This is a genomic window from Paenibacillus amylolyticus (genome assembly GCF_036894225.1).
GTDB lineage: Bacteria > Bacillota > Bacilli > Paenibacillales > Paenibacillaceae > Paenibacillus > Paenibacillus amylolyticus.
The window spans coordinates 5,000,433-5,018,960 of the sequence record NZ_CP145892.1; the positions used below are offsets into that span (position 1 = coordinate 5,000,433).

The following is an 18,528-nucleotide window of genomic DNA, read 5'->3' on the forward strand; positions in this document are numbered from 1 at the left end:
AGCATGCCAACTATTTACCGTCCAGTGCGAACTTCCAGGCCTCCATTATGCTAATTGGGGCTTTATTACTGCTCTCGCCGTCACCTTCCTGCGTCCAAAGTGGTGGGTAATACGCAAATACTTGTCCTGTCTGGAGCTGAGACATATCCTCTTGCCAGCCTTTCCAGCGAAAGGTCCGATAGAACTGCTCCAGATCACCATTCGCCAGCCAGTTGATGAAACCTGAATATGCCAGTTCTGTCGATTCCCATTCGAGTGTATCCGGTGCAAAATAATATATGTGTCCCGTGCGGCCATACTTGCCTGTATCCAGTCCGAAGAAACCGCCTGCCGCATCATATGCAACGACCATCATACCTTCCAGCACATCTACCCAAGGTTGCTCACTCACACCATTCCAACTGGTGAGACTCCCCGATGTACTGTCACCACCCGCACCAAGCAACGTGATCCAGCCATGGTCCAGTACAATACCTTCTGTCTCATAAGCAACAGCCCCCAAATAGGATTTGGTGCTTATTTGCAGACGATAGAGGGTATCCTCTCCAGCCTCTTGTTTTGCTGGAACATACACATATGTATTTTGCCCACTATCCAGGAGTTCCTTGAGTTCTTCCCATGCGTGATTCTCCCGATCTACTAATTCAGCTATCGTTAATGTATTCATGAGCAGTCTCCTCGCTGATTTTATAAGAGCATATCATGGGTTATTAACCCGTTCAAATCTGCTATAATCTATCTTCAAAGCTAAATTCAAGGGGGAAACGATTTGATTCGCGTAGTTATACTTATGATTCCGATTCTGATGGTGCTTGTATCCGGTTGTCAGAATCATACATCTGCCATGAAGGAACCCGTTTCTGTTCAAAAGTCTGATCCCCAGGTCATCCATTACATATCACCCCAAGGAAACGACTCGAATAAAGGAACCATTCAATCTCCTTGGAAGACGTTGCAGCACGCAGCCGACCATGCTTCGCCAGGAAGCACGATTTATTTGCGTGAAGGTGTCTATCATCAGAAAGTCAAAATCACCAAAAGCGGTAATTCTTCCGCTAATCCAACCCTATTTTCAAGTTATCCTCAGGAGCAGGTTATCATTGATGGTAAAGGTTTATCTGTCCGGGGCATTGAAGGGTTAATTGAAATTGAAAATGCCAGTTATATCACGATTCAGAATCTCGAAATTCGTAACTTCACAACCACACTTGGGGGCCAAGTTCCAACCGGGATCTATGTCCACGGAGCAGGTGAGCATATTCAGCTGTTAGGTAACACCATACACGCGATCGCTAGTTACGCAACTCCTGAAGGCCCTGATTTGCGGGGCAGGGATGCCCACGGCATTGCCATATATGGCACAGAGCACCCTCAAGCTTTACGCGATATCATCATCAAGGATAATGAATTGTATGATCTTACACTTGGTTCAAGCGAGTCACTAGCAGTCAACGGTAATGTTGATACCTTTGCCATACAGGACAATATCATCCATGATTCCGACAATATTGGTATTGATCTGATCGGGTACGAGGGTACGTCCGAGGACGACACATACGATCAGGCTCGGAACGGCATTGTACGAGGCAACGAAGTATACGATATTACGTCCAATAACAATCCCTCCTACGGTACAGACCTGCCCAATGATACCAACTCGGCCGGCGGCATCTATGTAGATGGCGGGAAAGATCATATCATCGACCAGAACCGGGTATACCGGAGCGACATCGGAATTGAGATTGCCTCAGAGCATGCCGGACGTTCAACCAGCAACATTACTGTGCGTGATAACCTGATTTTTTCCAACAGATTGACGGGTATTGCCATGGGAGGTTATGACGAGGAACGAGGAGCTACCGAGGATAGCAAGATTATGTACAATACGCTTGTGGGAAATGATACCCTGAATGCAGGCAATGGACAGTTATTCATGCAGTCACGGACAAAGAACAATACATTCATGCGTAACATTCTCGTATCAGGCAGCTCGGAAGTACTAATATACAACGAATATACTAGCAATACCGGCAATGTGTTTGACCATAATGTCTATTACTCACCAGGTGAGCAGGAAGATGCCCTGTGGGTTTGGAAAAATAAATCCTACTCCGGCATCGCTGCCTACATCAAGGGATCTGGCAATGATGCACACTCCATTTATGTGAACCCGGCATTTATGGATGAACCGAGCGAAGATTTTCGTCCTCAGGCGAACTCTCCGGCTAAGGCGTATGGTTACCTTGCTCCGCGATAAATTAACCCTGAGTCTGCCATCTCAACGTAGTCAATCTTTTTCATGCAAATAAAAGGAGCCTGTGCATGTGGGATCATCTCCCTCATCATGCACAGGCTCCTTTTTGCTTTCTTTTGATGCAATTCAATCCTTAACTTTTTACCATCTGAGCTACATGTGTCACCCGGTTTCGTCCTCCGGTTTTGGAGGCATACAGGGCGTTGTCCGCTCTTTGGAACAAGGATTTTTCCGTATCTTCCTCTACTACAGTAGCTGCACCGATACTCACAGTAATGTTATATTCACCCCAGTCGGCTGAAGCAATCTGTGAACGATATCGTTCTGCAATACCAATCGCCTGCTCCTCTTCACAATCTGGAAGAATGACAACAAATTCCTCTCCACCGTAACGTGCAACCACATCCGTACTTCGCGATACCGTTTGCAGCAGCCCTGCCAGATTGCCGAGCACCAGATCTCCGATCGGATGTCCGTACGTATCATTAATGCTTTTGAAATGATCAATGTCTACAACGAGAAGGGAGAAATAACGTTGTTTCTCCTGGAACATCATTAAGCTTTCAAGCATTTTTTCCTGGAAAAACCTGCGGTTCTTCAACCCTGTCAACAAGTCGGTGGAGGCCAGTGTCTCCAACTGATCATTCACTTTGATTAACGCCTGCTCTTTAATTTTATATTCCTCATGCAGTCGTTCAAGCTCTTTGTTCGCTTCTTGCGTCGCTTGATACAGCTCCTGTAGCTTCGTTTTGGTATGCAAAATATCCTTCTCATGTTCGATTCGCTTACGCATGACTACAACGACACAATCTACCACGCTTTCCCCGTTACGTGTCTGACGAACACCGTTAAGCAGAACAGGAACAGCCTGCTGATCACGGGTACGGAACGTGAAGTACATCTCGTCCACATGTCCATATAACTGGATGTAGGGATAGAAATACGTATGGAAAAACACCTTGTTGCTCACCGACATGGTGGATTCAATATGTTGCCCTATGAGCTCATCGCGTTCATATCCAAGCATCGTAAGCATAGTTTGATTAATCGACTGTACAACGCCCGAATCAGAGATAGAGAAGTATCCACAGGGAGCCAGATCTAATTGTATATCCATGGAATAACTGCCTTTCTTCCGCGTTTTATGCGCTCGTTAAATAATCCTTAATCATTCGGATGGTTTCTTCCGGTTGACTCAGATGCGGATAATGTCCCTTGGCCGTCATCTGTTGCAATCGGCTATTCTTCAGATGAGCGTGTAAATAATCCCCTACTTCTACCGGGGCAATGCTGTCATCCGAGCACTGAAGGATTAATGTTGGCACAGTTGCCTGCTCCAGATCAATACGACAGTCAGATAAAAACGTCACTTCGGCAAATTGTCTCGCAATATGCGGATCTCTGGAGCAGAAGCTTTTCTCCAACTCTTCCGTCAGCTCTTTCCGTTCCGGATTGTTCATCACAATGGGTGCCAGATAACTCGCCCACCCAATAAAATTCATCTGCATCATCTCAAGTAATTCATCGATATCATTCCGATCGAAACCTCCATAATAATTCGGCAGATCATTCACGTAACGTGGGGAGGGTCCTAACATTATAATTTTTTTGAAATATTTGGGGTTCTGAATCGATGCCAGCATACCAATCATACTACTGACGGAATGCCCGACAAATATGGTGTCCTTTAGTTCGAGCGCTTCCATAACTTCCAGCACATCCTGGGCGTATCCTTGAAGGTTGCTATATTTGATAGCATCATAATAGTTAATTTGAGATTCGCCAGATCCAACATAATCAAACAACACCACACGGTAGTTCTCCATAAAACCTGGAATAATGTAACGCCACATATCCTGATCACATCCAAAACCATGAGCAAATACAATCGTTTGGCTACCCGCGCCAAGTACCTTAACATTATTTCTTACAAGTATATCAACCGTCATTGCATATCACCTCTCCGAGGTAGTATTCACTTGAATCATTTTATCTGATTATTATACCGGAAAATGTTGGGATATGAATTAAAAATAATTAATAACTTCTCTCATCCACCAAAAAATCATGAACCCCTGCTCTGAATATGCGCTTTACAATCTGACCATCGTCAGGTAAAATCAGTTCAACATGTCGCGCGACTGAGATCAACATTACGGAGGAAAACCATGAGTACTTCAACACATAGCTCTACACCTCAGCAACTCTGGGGAAGATCATTCCTATTTATCATGTTAGCCAACGCATTATTGTTTATGGCATTTGAAATGTTGCTTCCCACCTTGCCTTTGTTTGTCTCAAGTCTTGGTGGCGAAGCCTCCCAAATTGGGCTTGTTACCGGCGTATTTATGTTTTCTGCCATCTTGATTCGACCCTTCACTTCTGTTTTAGCAGCTCAGATAGATAAAAAATATCTATTGATTATCGGCATCACTATCTGTGCATTAATGACAGGCGCATACTACCTATCGTCAGGTATTTGGATGATTCTTGTATTTCGAGTGATCCACGGATTCGGATTTGGTTTGGCAACGACATATTTTGCAACGATTGCCACTGAAAACATACCAAGAGATCGCCGGGGAGAAGGTATGGGGTATTTCGGCGTAGGGGAGACGGTCGCTATATCCATCGGTCCATTGATTGGAACAAGCCTGTTGTTTAGGTACGACTACCAGAGCCTGTTTATGGGAGGTATGTGCATTTTGCTGTTAGCTCTCCTAATGACAGTGTTTGTATCCAGAAAGCCGAAAACAGAAGGTAGTAGCGAGTCTATGCAAACTCATGTCCCTTCGGTGAAACTGATTGAAAAGAAGGTACTCTTCCCTTCCCTTCTCATTATGCTCGTTGGCATTGCAGCGGGTTCAATCATGTCCTTTGTGGCTTTATTTGCCGCCGAAAGAGGGTTCGAGAATATAGCCTGGTATTTCTTCATCGTTGCCATCGCCAGCTTCGCCGTTCGACTATTTTCGGGGAAAATGTTTGATCGATGGGGACCAGGTTCCGTGTTGTTACCTTCTGCCGTGTTTGCAATCGCGGGGCTACTGGTTCTGATTATCGCCCAGAGTGATGTGCAATTCCTGATCGCCGGTGCGTTATACGGCTTTGGTTTTGGTGCCATATTCCCGGCGATTCAGACCTGGTGTGTGAATCTTGTAGAAGAACATGAGCACGAAAGTGCGATGGCTTCCTTCTTTAACTTCTTTGACCTCGGAATTGGCGGTGGTTCGTTGATCCTGGGCGTTGTGGCTTCTGCATTTTCCTATACGGTGGTGTATGCTATCTCTATAGGCATTTTTGTGGTATATATCTTGTTATATTTGGTATACTCCCAAAAACAGCAGAGGTATACAGCTCGCCAACTGGAGGTAGACATTGAGTAAAAAACGAATCAAAGAAATTGCCATTCAACATTTTAATCGTCTGGGTTACGAGGGGACCAAGATGGCGCAGATTGCCGAAGAGGCAGGCATTCGCAAGCAATCCCTGGCTTATCATTATTCATCCAAAAAAGCGTTATTGCTGGAGTTATATGAGGAAGTTGTGCAGGAGGAACAACAGTTTGTACGCCAATTTTTCAGTGAGTCTGTTACCCAAACGCTGGATCAGCAGCTATATGGCTTTTTGCATGAACACAAAAATCGCTTTCTGACTCACCCAAACGTTGCTTTTATGTATATCTTGTCCTTTATCACACCACTGGAGGTACATGATTTTGTACTGGCCCAGTATCGAACGTACCTCGGGACACTGAAGGAAGAGCTGGCAGCCGTATTTACCAGACATTCCGATATACGCCTGAGTCCGGAAGAAGCCACCTTAGCTTTTGTTACCGTGATGGATGGATTGGATGTACAGCTCGTGTATGAGACACGGCAATCCTATGAACAAGCTTTGGCGATCACCTGGAATGTCTTCTGGTCAGGCATCCAGCGTTAACGAATCGATTAAGATGAGACTACACAAATAAGAGGGGCGTCCCACCAGCCATGTTGATGACTTTTGGGACAGCCCCTCTATTTCTTTATTTTACGGTTAGGATCACACGTTGATAATGCTTCAACTGATGCTCTCCATCATCCTGTACTTCGGCAACGATATGAAGGGTATCACCCGATTTGGCATCGTCAGGAACGGTAAATGTCACCGCTTCGGTGTCACTGCCCTGTAATTTTATCGTATCCACCTGCTCATCCTTGGCAAGTTCACGATGCAATCCAAGCTGCAGGTCACCCGCCATTTCAGGCTGAACTTTGTTCGGTGTTACTTTGGAATCCTCATAAGTGTCCGCTTCGAAATATCTCCACCACGTATAGGTCAGTTGATCTCCATCCGGGTCTTTACCCTCCGCGTGAAGAGTAACTTCCTCCCCAGGACTTACACTTAGATCCAACCCTTCCTTAATCGTTAAAGACGGATTATGGTTGGCACCTTCGTAAGTGTCTGCAACTGCCCAGTCTGCACGTGCTGCAAAATCATCCTGCACATCGTCAAACCATCTCATCAGAGAGTATTCGGCTTCATAGCGTTTGGTGTACGGATCGTAATCAAGCACATTGTTTCTAAACAGCTTGTCGTTCACAACGCCAAAGCGTCCACCCCAACCACCGTAGGAAGGGTCTTCCATACTGCGCAGCCCATTATCAATCAGATAAAAGAAGGAAGGAGAGTCACCCTCAGATATAAAATCGTACTTGTCATATTGTGGATTGTTCTTCAGATACTCAGCACTTCCCCGTTGTTCTTCGGCTAGTTCGCCTTCGATCATTTTACCATCACCCATCGATGCATACATATCCATCAGCTTGCCATGTCCGTTCAGAATATTCTTGACCATCCAGTCGCCATGAAGCTTACTGTTCACTTCTTCGGCATGCATCTTCCATGCATAGGCAAAATGCCAGAAGTTCGACTGGTCGTTGAGAATGCGGATATCTGGCCAATTCTTCGCAATGTATTCGTTGTAGCTGTCATCCTGATCGAGGATGATGTACAGGACCAGTTTGTCACTGACTTTTTTGCGAATCGTATCCCACTCGGCCGTATCCTTGTACTGTTCCTCAATCGATTTCAGCGCTTTGGCTGTGGTATTGGTGCCACCCCATGTCTGAACAATCAGGTCTCGGGAGTCATCATCGAGGAAAAGAGTTTCGAGGAACTCGGAACCTTCGGTTTCCTTCTCCATCTCCCCTTTATCGGAAATATTACCGATCTTGGTCATCGCTCGAAGCTGTTCCGGCTCCGGGTACCCATCCGCATGTTTGGACAAGTTCGGGTAGATCTCGCCATAGGCATCGATCATGTCGTACACCCACTGTGTGCCTGTCCAGCGGAACGGTTGGATCCCCGCTTCCTCGTCTCCAGCATAATGATACACCGAGCTGGTCAGTACAATTCCGGCAAGGTCCATCTCATTCGAATATAAGAGGAAACGAATGACGGAGTTCATATCATCCACTTCACCGTCAGTTGTAATCACTGTTCTGCCTTTGGCAGCTTGGTTGTTTGCAGGTTTCTGGGTTTCATTCTCTGTCTGTTCTGTCGCCTGATTTGGTGTGTCACTCGCGGTTTGTGGCGCTTTGGATGCGCATCCACTAATCACCAGGATGATACTGAGACAACCTGCGGCAAAACCGTTTAACCATTTTCTCTTGTTCATAATGCTCCCCTTTCTTCTGTACAGCGTGATGTTAGTTGGGTTGGAAATAAGTACGTCCTCTGTTTTTCTATCCTTAATATGGACCGTAGAATGCAAAAAAACCCGAACAACATTATGAATGGAACAAAGTCCACGCATAGTGATGTTCAGGTTTTGCCTGCCCGAAGCAGTAACAATCCTTATTTGAGTGAAAGTATATCATGTCCACTCATGAATGTAAACGTATTCAAATGTTTTTTTGAATTTATCTTTGATATAGTATAATGCTTATAGCCAAGAATCAAACGAATCGGCCTGTTATTATATCAATGTTATTAGGAGGACTCAAACATCATGCAACAACTGGATGCGGCCTTGAGCCGTTTGGTGGAACAGCAGGATTTATATAATGAAGCTTATGGACTTTTCAAAAATCATGATCTGCGTCCCCGCGAACAACATCACCAGCCGGAAGTGGATACACGAATACCTCTTTCTCCAGAACTTCAGTATCTGTACAGTCATTATGAAATGATGGATGCGGAAGGTACACTTAAAATGAAAAATGCCGCCGTCGAAATCGGTGATGCCGCACTGATCTCCTTTGTCGCACCTGAACATCTGCTTCGTCAGCAACTGGGCTTCCGCTGGATTGGCATGAATGAACCTTATGAGGAGTCCTCCACCTGGCCAAAAAATCACGTTGTCATCGCAAACTTTAACGATGATCCGTTAATTGTAGATGTAGAAGCACCAAACTCTCCCGTATATGCCGCTTTTACAGGTGGAGAACCAAACCGTGTTGCTGATTCGTTGTCAGACTTTTTCAGTGCACTAGCCATCCTGATTGAGGCGGCGCGCACCTATGCCGGAGAAGTAAAAGATGAAGAAACCTATGAAACTAAGCCCGAGTATCTGGAACAAGTGGAACCTTTATTGCAAGATCTGTTGGGAGAAGAGTATACCGCTCATCTTTTCGAGTATCTGTCCTTTTGTTAAAACGGTGAATTGAAGGAATTGGAGGGGCGCCCATATGATCTATGTGGCTTTGCTACGAGGCATTAATGTAGGCGGGAACAATAAAATCAATATGAAACAGCTGAAAGAAACGTTTGAACAAGCAGGCATGCTAGATGTCGTTACCTATATCAATTCTGGCAATATTATTTTTGCCGATCATCAGGAACGTGCCGATGCAAATAGGGAGATATCCCATGTGTTAGAACAGGCCATCGCCGCCGATTTTGGCTTACAGATCAGGGTAATGGTGCGGAATATGGATGAAATCCATAGCGTTATTCAGGCGCTGCCAGAAGAATGGGTTAATGATGACACAGCCAAAAGTGATGTGATGTTCCTATGGGATGAGATCAATGATCCCTCCGTGCTGAACCAACTGCCCATCAAACCGGGAATCGGCACACTAATCTATGTTCCCGGAGCGATTTTATACTCAGTCAGCAGAGAAGATGCATCCAAAAGTGGCATGAACAAGCTTGTGGGTTCCAAAGTCTATGCTTATATGACGGTTAGAAATGTGAATACCACACGTAAGATCTATGCCCTGATGCAAGCAGCAGCAGAGAAATAATACAGACAGGTGGAGATGATGCCACGCAGCTTGTGGCAATTGGAGGTAGTCTAATGAACAGAGCATGGACATTAAACGTCAGCGTCCGATCCGTAGAGCGGGAACCATTCTGGTATGCACCCCAGACTCCCTGGCAGATACAGGGACAAGGTTTTCGAGTGAAATTCCATACCAATAGGGCAATCGACTTGCTTGCTCAAGATCAACTGCTTGTTACCGTTGGTGAGGAAGGTACCGCGAACTGGGCTGCTTTTATCGGAACAGTCGTGGAATGCGAACCAGACTCTCTCCTGCTCTATACAAGTCCTCAGTACGAGGCACAGTTAATGGATATTCGGAGGTTGGAACGTGAATTTTCTCCTTTGGCTTCCATTCTCGGAGCGCAACATGTAATCGAAACTCTGGGCTATTTCCCTCCCTTCCATTATGACGAAATTACGGATGTGCAGCTGGAAACAGTCCAAAATATACAATCCCTCTCTCTTGTGCTAACGCATAATGCTGATCAGGAATGGGAACAGCAGGTGCACTTCCATTTTGAACATATTCAGCAAGAGATGTTCTCCCCTGTGGAGGCATCTAACGTTTGTTTACAGCTAAGTTTCACTAATGCAGCCGATCAGATTCGTGTTAACTTGGATGCCGTATCCGGCTTCTCCGCTACATTCCTATGCAGCACAATTCATATTCAATTCCATTAACCCGGTTATGTAAAAAATCCCTTCATGGGACAACATGACAAAACATCTTTACAGATGTTCTTCCATGCCTATTACCATAAAGGGATAGCTCAACTTCTTCAGCTACACATTTTGCATCTGGTTTAGTCAATTTGAATGCGTCTGCGAGATTGATCATCACCAGGACGTTTCGGAATCTCGAGCTTCAGCACACCTTCTTCCAATCTGGCCTTAATGTGCTCCTCATCAATATGATCAACATAGAATCGACGGATAAATTCGCCGGAACGGCGTTCCTGCCGTATGATTCGATTGGAGTCATCCTTCTGCTCCACTACATCATTGCGTTTGGCACGAATAATCAACTCATTACCTTGAACCTGAATGTCTATGTCCTCTTTGGCGATGCCCGGAAGCTCGGCTTCTACCGAATATTTGTCTTCTTCCTCACGAATGTCGGTCCGGAATGGCTGGGAGCCAGTTCCAAAAGGGGAGAGGAATGAGTTCTCAACCATGTCATTGAAGGATTTCAACATGTGTCCGAACGGGTCTTCATTTCGTTTACGAAACGGAATCAGATCAAACATGAAAATCAGCTCCTTTTGTGTGGTTGGTTTATTGGTGTTGCTTACATTGATTATTATAATACCCTTGCAAATAAGGCTCAAAGTCTGTAAAAGACGAAAAAAACCGATTTTCTTTCATCATGGTTCACTATTTTAAAATAGATCCTTTTTTCTTTTATTTTGACCTTACTTGATCTTCTGACTTTGTCTGACTATAACGAATGAATGGGGTCCGTTACAGTATTGGATTCATTCTTCCGCATTCCCATCATCATGATTGCCAGCAAGACAACCAGAACAGCTACGAACATAAATGGAACATGTTTGTCCACCTGATAAAGTGTCGTTGTAAGTAAAGGCGTAATGACGGCGGATATCCCCTGAATCGCTGCTACCAATCCCGCTGCACCTCCCTGCTGTTCTTTGCTAACTGCCAGCGAAGCACCTGCCATGAACCCCGGCATCATCAGACCCGAACCCATGCCAAACAGGAAAAACGAGAAATAATACATGGATAACACATTAAAGACCAAAAACAGGATCATACTTGCGATCAGGAAAAGGGACCCGAGCAAAATCATTGGGCGTGGCTGCCATTTCAACCATTTCATCTGAATGACCTGCATGATCAACATCGCTACTCCAGAGAACATGAGTCCAAACGAAACCATTCGGGCCGTCGCCGCTGAGGATAGAGCCAGTTGATCCTGAAAATAAAATCCCCCGACAACCTGTAGTGTCATGATACCCATCATCGTGACCAAGCCGGCAGCAAGGTACATTCGTAAACCACGTTGGAACGGGTTGACTTTAGGCGGTTTTGCCTGAATGACCGGTTTGGCTGACGGGATTAACAGCAAGGCAATAATAAACGCAGCTATCGCTATAAAAATGCCAAAATAAAGCGGCCAGAGCAGACCGATAAGGGTAAATGCTCCTGCAATCGCAGGTCCAAATACTAGGCCAAGTCCATTCGCAGCACTGATAATCGCCATTCCACTTCCCCGCTCCTCCCCTTCTGTCACATCACCCATATAGGCTTGGGCAGAAGACAGCACCGCCGGAATAAACATGCCGATCAGACTGCGCGTCACAATCAGAAGGGTTAACAGGAGCCCCCCTCCGATCCATGCATTTAATCCACCGTACAATGCCAGTGCAAATAATGCACAGCTCACAGACATACCTATAAATCCAATCAATATGATGGGTTTTCTTCCTCTTATATCACTCCATCTGCCCCATACCGGAGCCATGACAGCCATCATAATGGACCCAAGCGAGATAATAAGACCGGAATGACTTTCTTTCATGCCCAACTCGCGAATAAGTGGTGGCATAATGGGTGCAATTAGCATCAGACCCAACATGGCTGCAAATACGCTAAAAAAAATACTTCCTCTGATTCTATTCATGTTTGTACACTCCTCTATATTTCAGTACAGTACCCACTGTACCTGGAGTATACAAGGCGGAATGAATCCCCACTGCCTCTATACGGAACAATTCACGGCAAGACGGATTTATTAATTTTATTTAAAAAAGATGAACCCTTAAAACTTTACACCAGACCACTACGATTACAGTACCATCTTCCGATCGCTGTTATCACCGGATTTCACCCTTCTATTAAAGGGTGAAATCCGGTGATAAAGGCGAACGCTCCGCTTCTCCAGACTGGTTCTGCACTCTTCGTTCTCGTATAATGTTTCAGTTCATCTTACTTAATAAATCTTTTTCATCTCTGAGGGCTTCACGCCGAATTTGCGATAAAATTGCTGCGAAAAGGCACTGACATTGCTGTAACCGACCGCAATCGCGGCCTCGGTGACGTTGTTATTCTGATTGCGCAGCAACTTCATGGCGTTGTCGAGACGAACCTGACGCAAATATTCGAAGACCGTGCTTCCGAAAAGTGCCTTGAATCCTTTTTTTAATTTAAAATCGTTAAGTCCTACTTGTCTGGACAATGCTAGCAAAGAGGGAGGATCTATCATACAGGCCTCCATAATCTCCCGTGCCGTATGTAACTTCCGGATGTCCTCTCTGGAGAGTCCCGCGGGGATTGGCGCCAGATCAAACAGTTGGATCATAAATCGATTCAAGATCTCCAACGCTGTCGCTTCCATCATTAAGGATGATCGATAACTGTTGTTTAATTCCACAATCAAATTGTCGATCATCGTTCGTATCCGGTCATCCAATTGAAATACAATTGGCTTAAACATTTTTCGTCCCAACACCTGATTAAACGCAATCGGCTTAAAACTGCCCAGTTGCGCCGCAGCATAATTGAACAGAGAAACCGGAATCCCCAGCGAAAAGGACGTATACAGCTCCCTTGCCGGAGGATGGAACCATGCTTCGAAATCATGCATAAAAATAAGGGCCCCTTGCCCTATCGATAATGAATAATCCTGACCGGATATATCCACATGTCGCTCTCCTGACAATGCAAATTGCAATTCCACAATGGGTGTCTCCGACGCAAAATACGTAGGATAAGGCTGATGATATTCAACCTGGGAATACAAAATCTCAATGCCACTGTATGTTGTCACTCTTTTGACCTTACCGCTCCCCGCCTTGGGAGAGAGCAGATATGTGTGTTCATCTTGCTGACTGTAAGGTTCCTGGGTCAGGTAATGCTGATATACTACGCCTAATGCATCATCCGTGCGCATGGGTATTCACCTCGCCTATATCTTGATCAGATTATCCTCTAAAGAAAGCCTGAATTAATTGATAATGATTCTCAATTATAATTCTAGCGTATTTTCGCCCGTTCGACCAGTCCTATATATATGAAGGTTCACGTCTGCTTTTTTCTTCATGTGACAACATCATTTTATACACTAACTTACATATCAAATTTGGAAAAATATCTCTTATCTAACCTTTTACACAAATCGCAGACTTCTCTTACCTTACCTTAACATTAGCTCCCTATACTAAAACAATTGTACAACTCATTACACACGAAACGATAAAGGGGATCTGGAACATTGAAAAAGAGAAATCAATGGCTCGCCGTTCTGTCGATGACTGCCATTCTTACCGCAGGAGCAACCAGCTACACATCCATGATTCATGCCGCTGACGCAACTAAACCCGCCAACGATCATGTCGTACTGCGCACAGCCATCCAAAATATGCAGGGTACGGTCACATGGAATGGAAGCAGTCGCAGTGTTGATATCCAGATCGCAGATACTAAAGTACAACTTCCCGTAGGGACGTCTTCAGCCACCATCAACGGTGTGAAAACCCCTTTGGACAGTAAAAGCTACATCACCAAAGGTACAACGTATGTATCTTCACAAACACTAAAATTAATTACGGATCAACTGATCCTGAAACAAAATAAAACCGGTTTTGAACAGACCGCATCGTTTCAGATGCCTGGTGGCAAAGCAGAAATATCAGCCTCCACGCCAGATGGACAGCGCCTGCTCGTAACCGAAGCGGACAATGGTAGCATTGCCATACTGGATATTGCTGACTTGAAAAACATTAACGTATTAAAGACAGTCAGCTTCCATGACCTCTCCGCCAAAGCTGAAGTTACAAGCGTAACTGTGTCCAAAGATGGTAAATACGGTCTTGCTGTTATTCGTACAGGGGATACAGACAGCGAAGCAAACAAAGGGTTACTTGCCATTGTGGATCTGACAACCTACAAAACCGTCAAAACGTATGAACTGGGCATTGGTCCTGACTCGATTGCACTGTCACCTGACGGTCTGCATGCGGTTATCGCGATAGAGGATGAAGAGCTGAATACAGCTGCCGATGAAATTGACTATGCCAACACCAAACGTCCGGGTAGCATTATGATAGTATCTTTTGCTGGCGGGAACGTACTTGAGGGTGAAATCACCAACTTGCCAGTATCTCTGGACAATGTAGAAGGCGCCATCTATCCGCATGATCCACAACCAGAGTATGTTGCCATTAGTCCAGATAGTAAAACAGCAGCCATCACGTTACAGGAAAACAATGTCGTTGCCATCGTAGATCTGGATACAAAAAAAATCAGCTCAATCTTCGCTTTGGGTACTATTTCACATCAAGCGGATCTGAAAGATGATGGTATCGTTCAGTTTAAAGAGACGATGACCGCTCGTTATGAACCGGATGGGATTGCTTTCTCGGCAGATGGCAAATACCTGCTGACAGCTAACGAAGGGGACTTAGGCAAGAATGAATTTGAGGATGGTGTAAAAGCAGGCGGACGCAATATTGCTGTCTGGAATTTGCAAGGCCAGCGGATGTACGATAGTCAGAATCTCATTGACGAGGCAACCGCTATGGTCGGCTTGTATCCCGATGATCGCAGTCCCAACAAGGGAAGTGAAGTGGAGAACCTGACCGTTGCTACTGTAGACGGCACTACGTATGCAGCCGTAGCTTCCGAACGGGCAGATGCCATTTTGTTCTTTGATCTTGCTGATCCGGTCAATCCGGACTACCTGGGTCTGATTCCTACAGCCGGAGAATCACCAGAGGGAATTCATCGTGTTAACGGACGCAGCCTGTTTGTGAGTGCAGATGAAAGCACGGGAACACTTAGTTTTTTTGCCAAGAAATAGTTCGAGTGCCCTCGGTATGTAAAGTCTGAATTGAGCGGTGTCACGTTGTATTGAGTAGGTGGGGGCGTAGAGCCCCTGTCCTCTCCTACTGTTGTCCCCACACCATTCCGTGTATCCAAAACTAGTGGTGTAAGGTTATCGACGCTTCATATTTTCCAATTCCCGCCTGTTCCGCTCTACTTCCTCTTGTAACACTCGTACTTCCATCCTTAATGCGGATACTTCCTCTTTGACGCCAGACCTCTTCATCCCAAGATAGAAAACCAGATATAATACAAGACCAATCATAATAAAGAAAATTAATAGCGTTATAATCCCAGCAATACCAAAATTACTAACTCCATTCATAATGTACGTTTTCCCCTTTCCCACATTTTATTAATTTATATTTACAACAATACCATAATTAAGCATAACGAACAGTATAAAAAGCCAAGAGAGCATGCTCCCTTGGCTTTCAATTTATCTATATATACCTTCCTATCCGGTGATCCTTATTCCCAGAAGAAACGACCTGCGAACACTTTTTCCGTCAACAGTTTATACGTTTCTTCAGGCAATTCTTTTTTCATCTTTGCCATAACGGCGTCTTTGCCTTGATTATATTGTGTGGACATGCCAATCTCTGCCGTTGTATTGCTAGCATCCAGACGCATGATTGGGGCTTGAGCATCTTTCGTCCAAGGTGTCCATGCCGCTAGATCAGGTGATCCACCCGTGCCTGGATTGCCTGTGTACAGGAACTGCTTCAGATATGCTGCCATCGCGGCGGACAACTGATCACGTCCTGGTTTGTTTGTATCGCTAAAGTACCCATCAGGGAAATAGGCAGCAATTCCGTCTGCGTGTCCTGTATAGAAGTCCATATCCGCACCATGTGGTGCGCCCAGTAACGTGAGCAAACGCTCAGAGATGACCCCAGGTTGTGTGCCCCATGCAAAACGATACGCATATACCGGTGGCTGACCTGCTTCACTGGTCAATTGCTCCGCTACACGCTCTGCATTAAAGCCTGCATAAGCTTCGCTACCGTATTTCAACGCAGCAGCATATTGTTCCGCCTTGGTTTTATCAGTAAACAGAGTCTCATCCGTGATGGATGGAGAGAAGTTTGGATCACCGAAGGCAAAACCAGAGAACTCCGTTTCCAGGCTGCCGAGCAATACAGGGACTTTCGTGTAATTGCCATTATTGATGGCGTCAAATCCTTCTTTTGGAATCACTGTGCCATCACGGAACAGATGCGGGAATGGGTCCATACGGATTGCGGTTGCACCAAACGCTGTGACCAGCTTGTCCGCAGGCAGTTCACGCAGATAGCTCTCCAGCTGTGCCTGAGATTGCTTGCCAATCCATGCTTTTGCTTCTTCTGCATTAGCCGCTTTCCCCTCTTGCACGAGTAGCTTCACAAGTACATCCTCGGATTTTTGCTCGCCTTCTTCCGGTGATGCTGTCGTCAATCCTCCGCTGAAAGCAACTGCTTTTTGATACAATCCTTTGCTAAGTGGCGAGATCAGAGTTGCCAGCACATCACGTGCACCAGCAGATTGTCCGGCTAATGTAACATTGCCTGTATCTCCGCCAAACCCTTCGATATTATCCTGTACCCACTCCAATGCACGGAATGCGTCAAGCAGACCATAGTTACCTGAGTCATCCAGGGCATTGCCTGTTTTCAGCGCTGCATTCTCGAAAAATCCAAGGGCTCCCAAACGGTAATTCACTGAAATGATAATGCTGTTGGTGCTCCGTGCAAGCTGTTCACCTTGAAAATCTTTACCTGATCCGGTCATATTCCCGCCGCCGTGCAGGAACACCATAACCGGAAGTTTCGAACTGGTTGTGTCGGGACGCCAGATATTGAGATACAGCGAATCCTCGCTGCCTACAGTATTTTTACCAGAGATCTGCAAGCTGTTCGCTGCAAATTCCTTAGCCGATCTCGTTCCTGTCCATGATTCCGGTTCTTGCGGGGCTTTCCAGCGCAGTTCCCCTACCGGAGGTGCCGCGTATGGAACACCGAGCCAGCCGAGTGTGCCATATTGCTCATAGGTTTTGCCATCAATCGCGCCATACTTGGTCTGTTGCACCGTTTGAGGTTGGAACGCTCCAGCTTCTTTATGTTTCAACCAGTTCTGCTCCAAAGTTCCACTGCCATTCTTGAGCTGTATCTGCAATGCCTGTGCGGTTGCCTCTGCCATCAGGCGGTTGGTAAGTTGACTCGCGCCCTTCCCTTGAAGCGCCTTGATTCCTTTACCAGCTGCATAGGTGGAAGCCGATCCCTGCTCATAATCCGTACCTGCTTCATATCCAAGCACCTTCAGCAGCATTTCGGCATAACCTTCCGCTGTAAGGGGTGCATTAGGTTCAAACTTCTCCGTTCCTGTTACGATCTCAGACACATATGGATGCTGCTTCAAGTAACCAACGACCGGTTGTAATACTTTGCCCGCCTGAGCCGCATCGTCATACGTTTCCGATCCCTGATAAGCGAGTGCTTCTTTCTCCAATCCGGACAAACGCAAGTAAAGTACTGCGGCCTGAATGCGTGTTGCCTTTTTGTTCAGATAAGCTGCATTAACACCTTGACCGCTGCCGCGAATAAGCTCGGATTGAATCAACTTGTCCATCGCTGCTGAAGAAGAAGTTGTTGTGTTCCCTGCTGCATAAGCTGGTAGAGCGGATACACATAACCCCAGAATTGTTGCCACGGCAATCGAACGTTTAATGGTTTTCATGTCATAAATCTCCTCGCTGTCGAATAGTGTGTGATGGGATAATTTCATTGGAAATGTTCAGTTGAAATGCGTATCTAAGAATCAGTATTCCAATGTCTGGATGAGTCTATATCTCTATTTATGAAAAATTAAATCTGCTGCGCTCCTTTCTGCTCGAAATATCTGCTACGGCGCTTGCGGTAATGCCATCAGGCATTTTTTTATATAAAAAAACCTGAATCGAAGGCAAACAGACATCGCTTTAGCGTGGTCTACTGCCCTCAATTCAGGTTTTGCCTGCAATCAGTAACAACCCTGAGGAATGAGGTTCATTCCATATAATAATGTAAACGCAATCAATCGTTTGATGAACAAAGAACCAACGAATGAACTGAAACAGGTATTGCCCTAAACACGGTTACAATCCTGTTGTTATGGTGATGTTAGCACATAATGTAAGCGTTCGCAATATCTTTTTTTAATCGTCAAT

16 protein-coding genes are annotated in these 18,528 nt (G+C 45.5%); 7 read left to right on the forward strand and 9 right to left on the reverse strand.

The window, feature by feature from the left end:
- Positions 1-10: 10 nt before the first annotated feature.
- A complete protein-coding gene (locus tag V6668_RS22145) occupies positions 11-667 on the reverse strand; it encodes a DUF2625 family protein (protein WP_338706714.1) in 657 nt (218 codons plus the stop codon).
- 102 nt (positions 668-769) lie between these two features.
- Here V6668_RS22145 and V6668_RS22150 point away from each other — a divergent pair, with 102 nt between their 5' ends.
- Positions 770-2,257 (forward strand): DUF5123 domain-containing protein, encoded by a 1,488-nt coding sequence (locus tag V6668_RS22150; RefSeq protein ID WP_338706716.1) that lies wholly within the window; start codon positions 770-772, stop codon positions 2,255-2,257.
- Between the two features lie 130 nt (positions 2,258-2,387).
- Here V6668_RS22150 and V6668_RS22155 read toward each other — a convergent pair whose 3' ends face one another.
- Entirely contained in the window at positions 2,388-3,371 is a 984-nt protein-coding gene (locus tag V6668_RS22155; protein ID WP_338706717.1) for a sensor domain-containing diguanylate cyclase, read from the reverse strand.
- A 25-nt stretch (positions 3,372-3,396) separates the two neighbouring features.
- Positions 3,397-4,203, reverse strand: a complete 807-nt coding sequence (locus V6668_RS22160; protein WP_338706719.1) for an alpha/beta hydrolase — start codon at positions 4,201-4,203, stop codon at positions 3,397-3,399.
- A gap of 219 nt (positions 4,204-4,422) precedes the next feature.
- Between V6668_RS22160 and V6668_RS22165 the strand changes: the two genes are divergently transcribed.
- Together V6668_RS22165 and V6668_RS22170 are read left to right on the forward strand one after the other, a co-directional pair.
- Positions 4,423-5,637 (forward strand): MFS transporter, encoded by a 1,215-nt coding sequence (locus tag V6668_RS22165; protein WP_282320587.1) that lies wholly within the window; start codon positions 4,423-4,425, stop codon positions 5,635-5,637.
- On the forward strand, positions 5,630-6,193 hold the full coding sequence (locus tag V6668_RS22170; RefSeq protein ID WP_338706720.1) for a TetR/AcrR family transcriptional regulator: 564 nt from the start codon (positions 5,630-5,632) through the stop codon (positions 6,191-6,193). Before V6668_RS22165 ends, V6668_RS22170 begins: the two co-directional genes overlap by 8 nt.
- A gap of 85 nt (positions 6,194-6,278) precedes the next feature.
- Here V6668_RS22170 and V6668_RS22175 read toward each other — a convergent pair whose 3' ends face one another.
- Positions 6,279-7,913 carry a DUF1593 domain-containing protein gene (locus V6668_RS22175; RefSeq protein ID WP_338706722.1) on the reverse strand — a complete coding sequence of 545 codons (1,635 nt, stop codon included), beginning with the start codon at positions 7,911-7,913 and terminating at the stop codon, positions 6,279-6,281.
- 333 nt (positions 7,914-8,246) lie between these two features.
- Between V6668_RS22175 and V6668_RS22180 the strand changes: the two genes are divergently transcribed.
- Genes V6668_RS22180 through V6668_RS22190 form a run of 3 tightly spaced genes read left to right on the forward strand, consistent with a single transcriptional unit; the run spans position 8,247 to position 10,184 of the window.
- The gene (locus V6668_RS22180; RefSeq protein ID WP_338706724.1) at positions 8,247-8,891 is read left to right on the forward strand and encodes a hypothetical protein; all 645 of its coding nucleotides are present in this window, start codon (positions 8,247-8,249) and stop codon (positions 8,889-8,891) included.
- A gap of 34 nt (positions 8,892-8,925) precedes the next feature.
- On the forward strand, positions 8,926-9,483 hold the full coding sequence (locus tag V6668_RS22185) for a DUF1697 domain-containing protein (RefSeq protein WP_338706726.1): 558 nt from the start codon (positions 8,926-8,928) through the stop codon (positions 9,481-9,483).
- Between the two features lie 53 nt (positions 9,484-9,536).
- A complete protein-coding gene (locus tag V6668_RS22190; RefSeq protein WP_036617416.1) occupies positions 9,537-10,184 on the forward strand; it encodes an Imm50 family immunity protein in 648 nt (215 codons plus the stop codon).
- A 122-nt stretch (positions 10,185-10,306) separates the two neighbouring features.
- Here the strand turns inward: V6668_RS22190 and V6668_RS22195 are convergent, their stop codons facing one another.
- From V6668_RS22195 to V6668_RS22205, 3 genes are all read right to left on the reverse strand, one after another.
- On the reverse strand, positions 10,307-10,750 hold the full coding sequence (locus V6668_RS22195) for an Hsp20/alpha crystallin family protein (protein WP_036668649.1): 444 nt from the start codon (positions 10,748-10,750) through the stop codon (positions 10,307-10,309).
- 191 nt (positions 10,751-10,941) lie between these two features.
- Positions 10,942-12,144: an MFS transporter gene (locus tag V6668_RS22200; protein WP_338706728.1), complete on the reverse strand. Its 1,203-nt coding sequence runs from the start codon at positions 12,142-12,144 to the stop codon at positions 10,942-10,944.
- Between the two features lie 309 nt (positions 12,145-12,453).
- Positions 12,454-13,413, reverse strand: a complete 960-nt coding sequence (locus V6668_RS22205; protein ID WP_338706730.1) for an AraC family transcriptional regulator — start codon at positions 13,411-13,413, stop codon at positions 12,454-12,456.
- 321 nt (positions 13,414-13,734) lie between these two features.
- Between V6668_RS22205 and V6668_RS22210 the strand changes: the two genes are divergently transcribed.
- Positions 13,735-15,321, forward strand: coding sequence for a choice-of-anchor I domain-containing protein (locus V6668_RS22210; protein WP_338706731.1), 1,587 nt, complete (start codon positions 13,735-13,737; stop codon positions 15,319-15,321).
- A 135-nt stretch (positions 15,322-15,456) separates the two neighbouring features.
- On the opposite strand, the gene V6668_RS22215 is transcribed toward V6668_RS22210, so the two are convergent.
- Together V6668_RS22215 and V6668_RS22220 are read right to left on the reverse strand one after the other, a co-directional pair.
- Entirely contained in the window at positions 15,457-15,609 is a 153-nt protein-coding gene (locus V6668_RS22215) for a hypothetical protein (protein ID WP_338706732.1), read from the reverse strand.
- A 206-nt stretch (positions 15,610-15,815) separates the two neighbouring features.
- Complete coding sequence (locus V6668_RS22220; protein WP_338706733.1) at positions 15,816-18,059, reverse strand: carboxylesterase/lipase family protein; 2,244 nt, start codon at positions 18,057-18,059, stop codon at positions 15,816-15,818.
- Between the last annotated feature and the right edge of the window lie 469 nt (positions 18,060-18,528).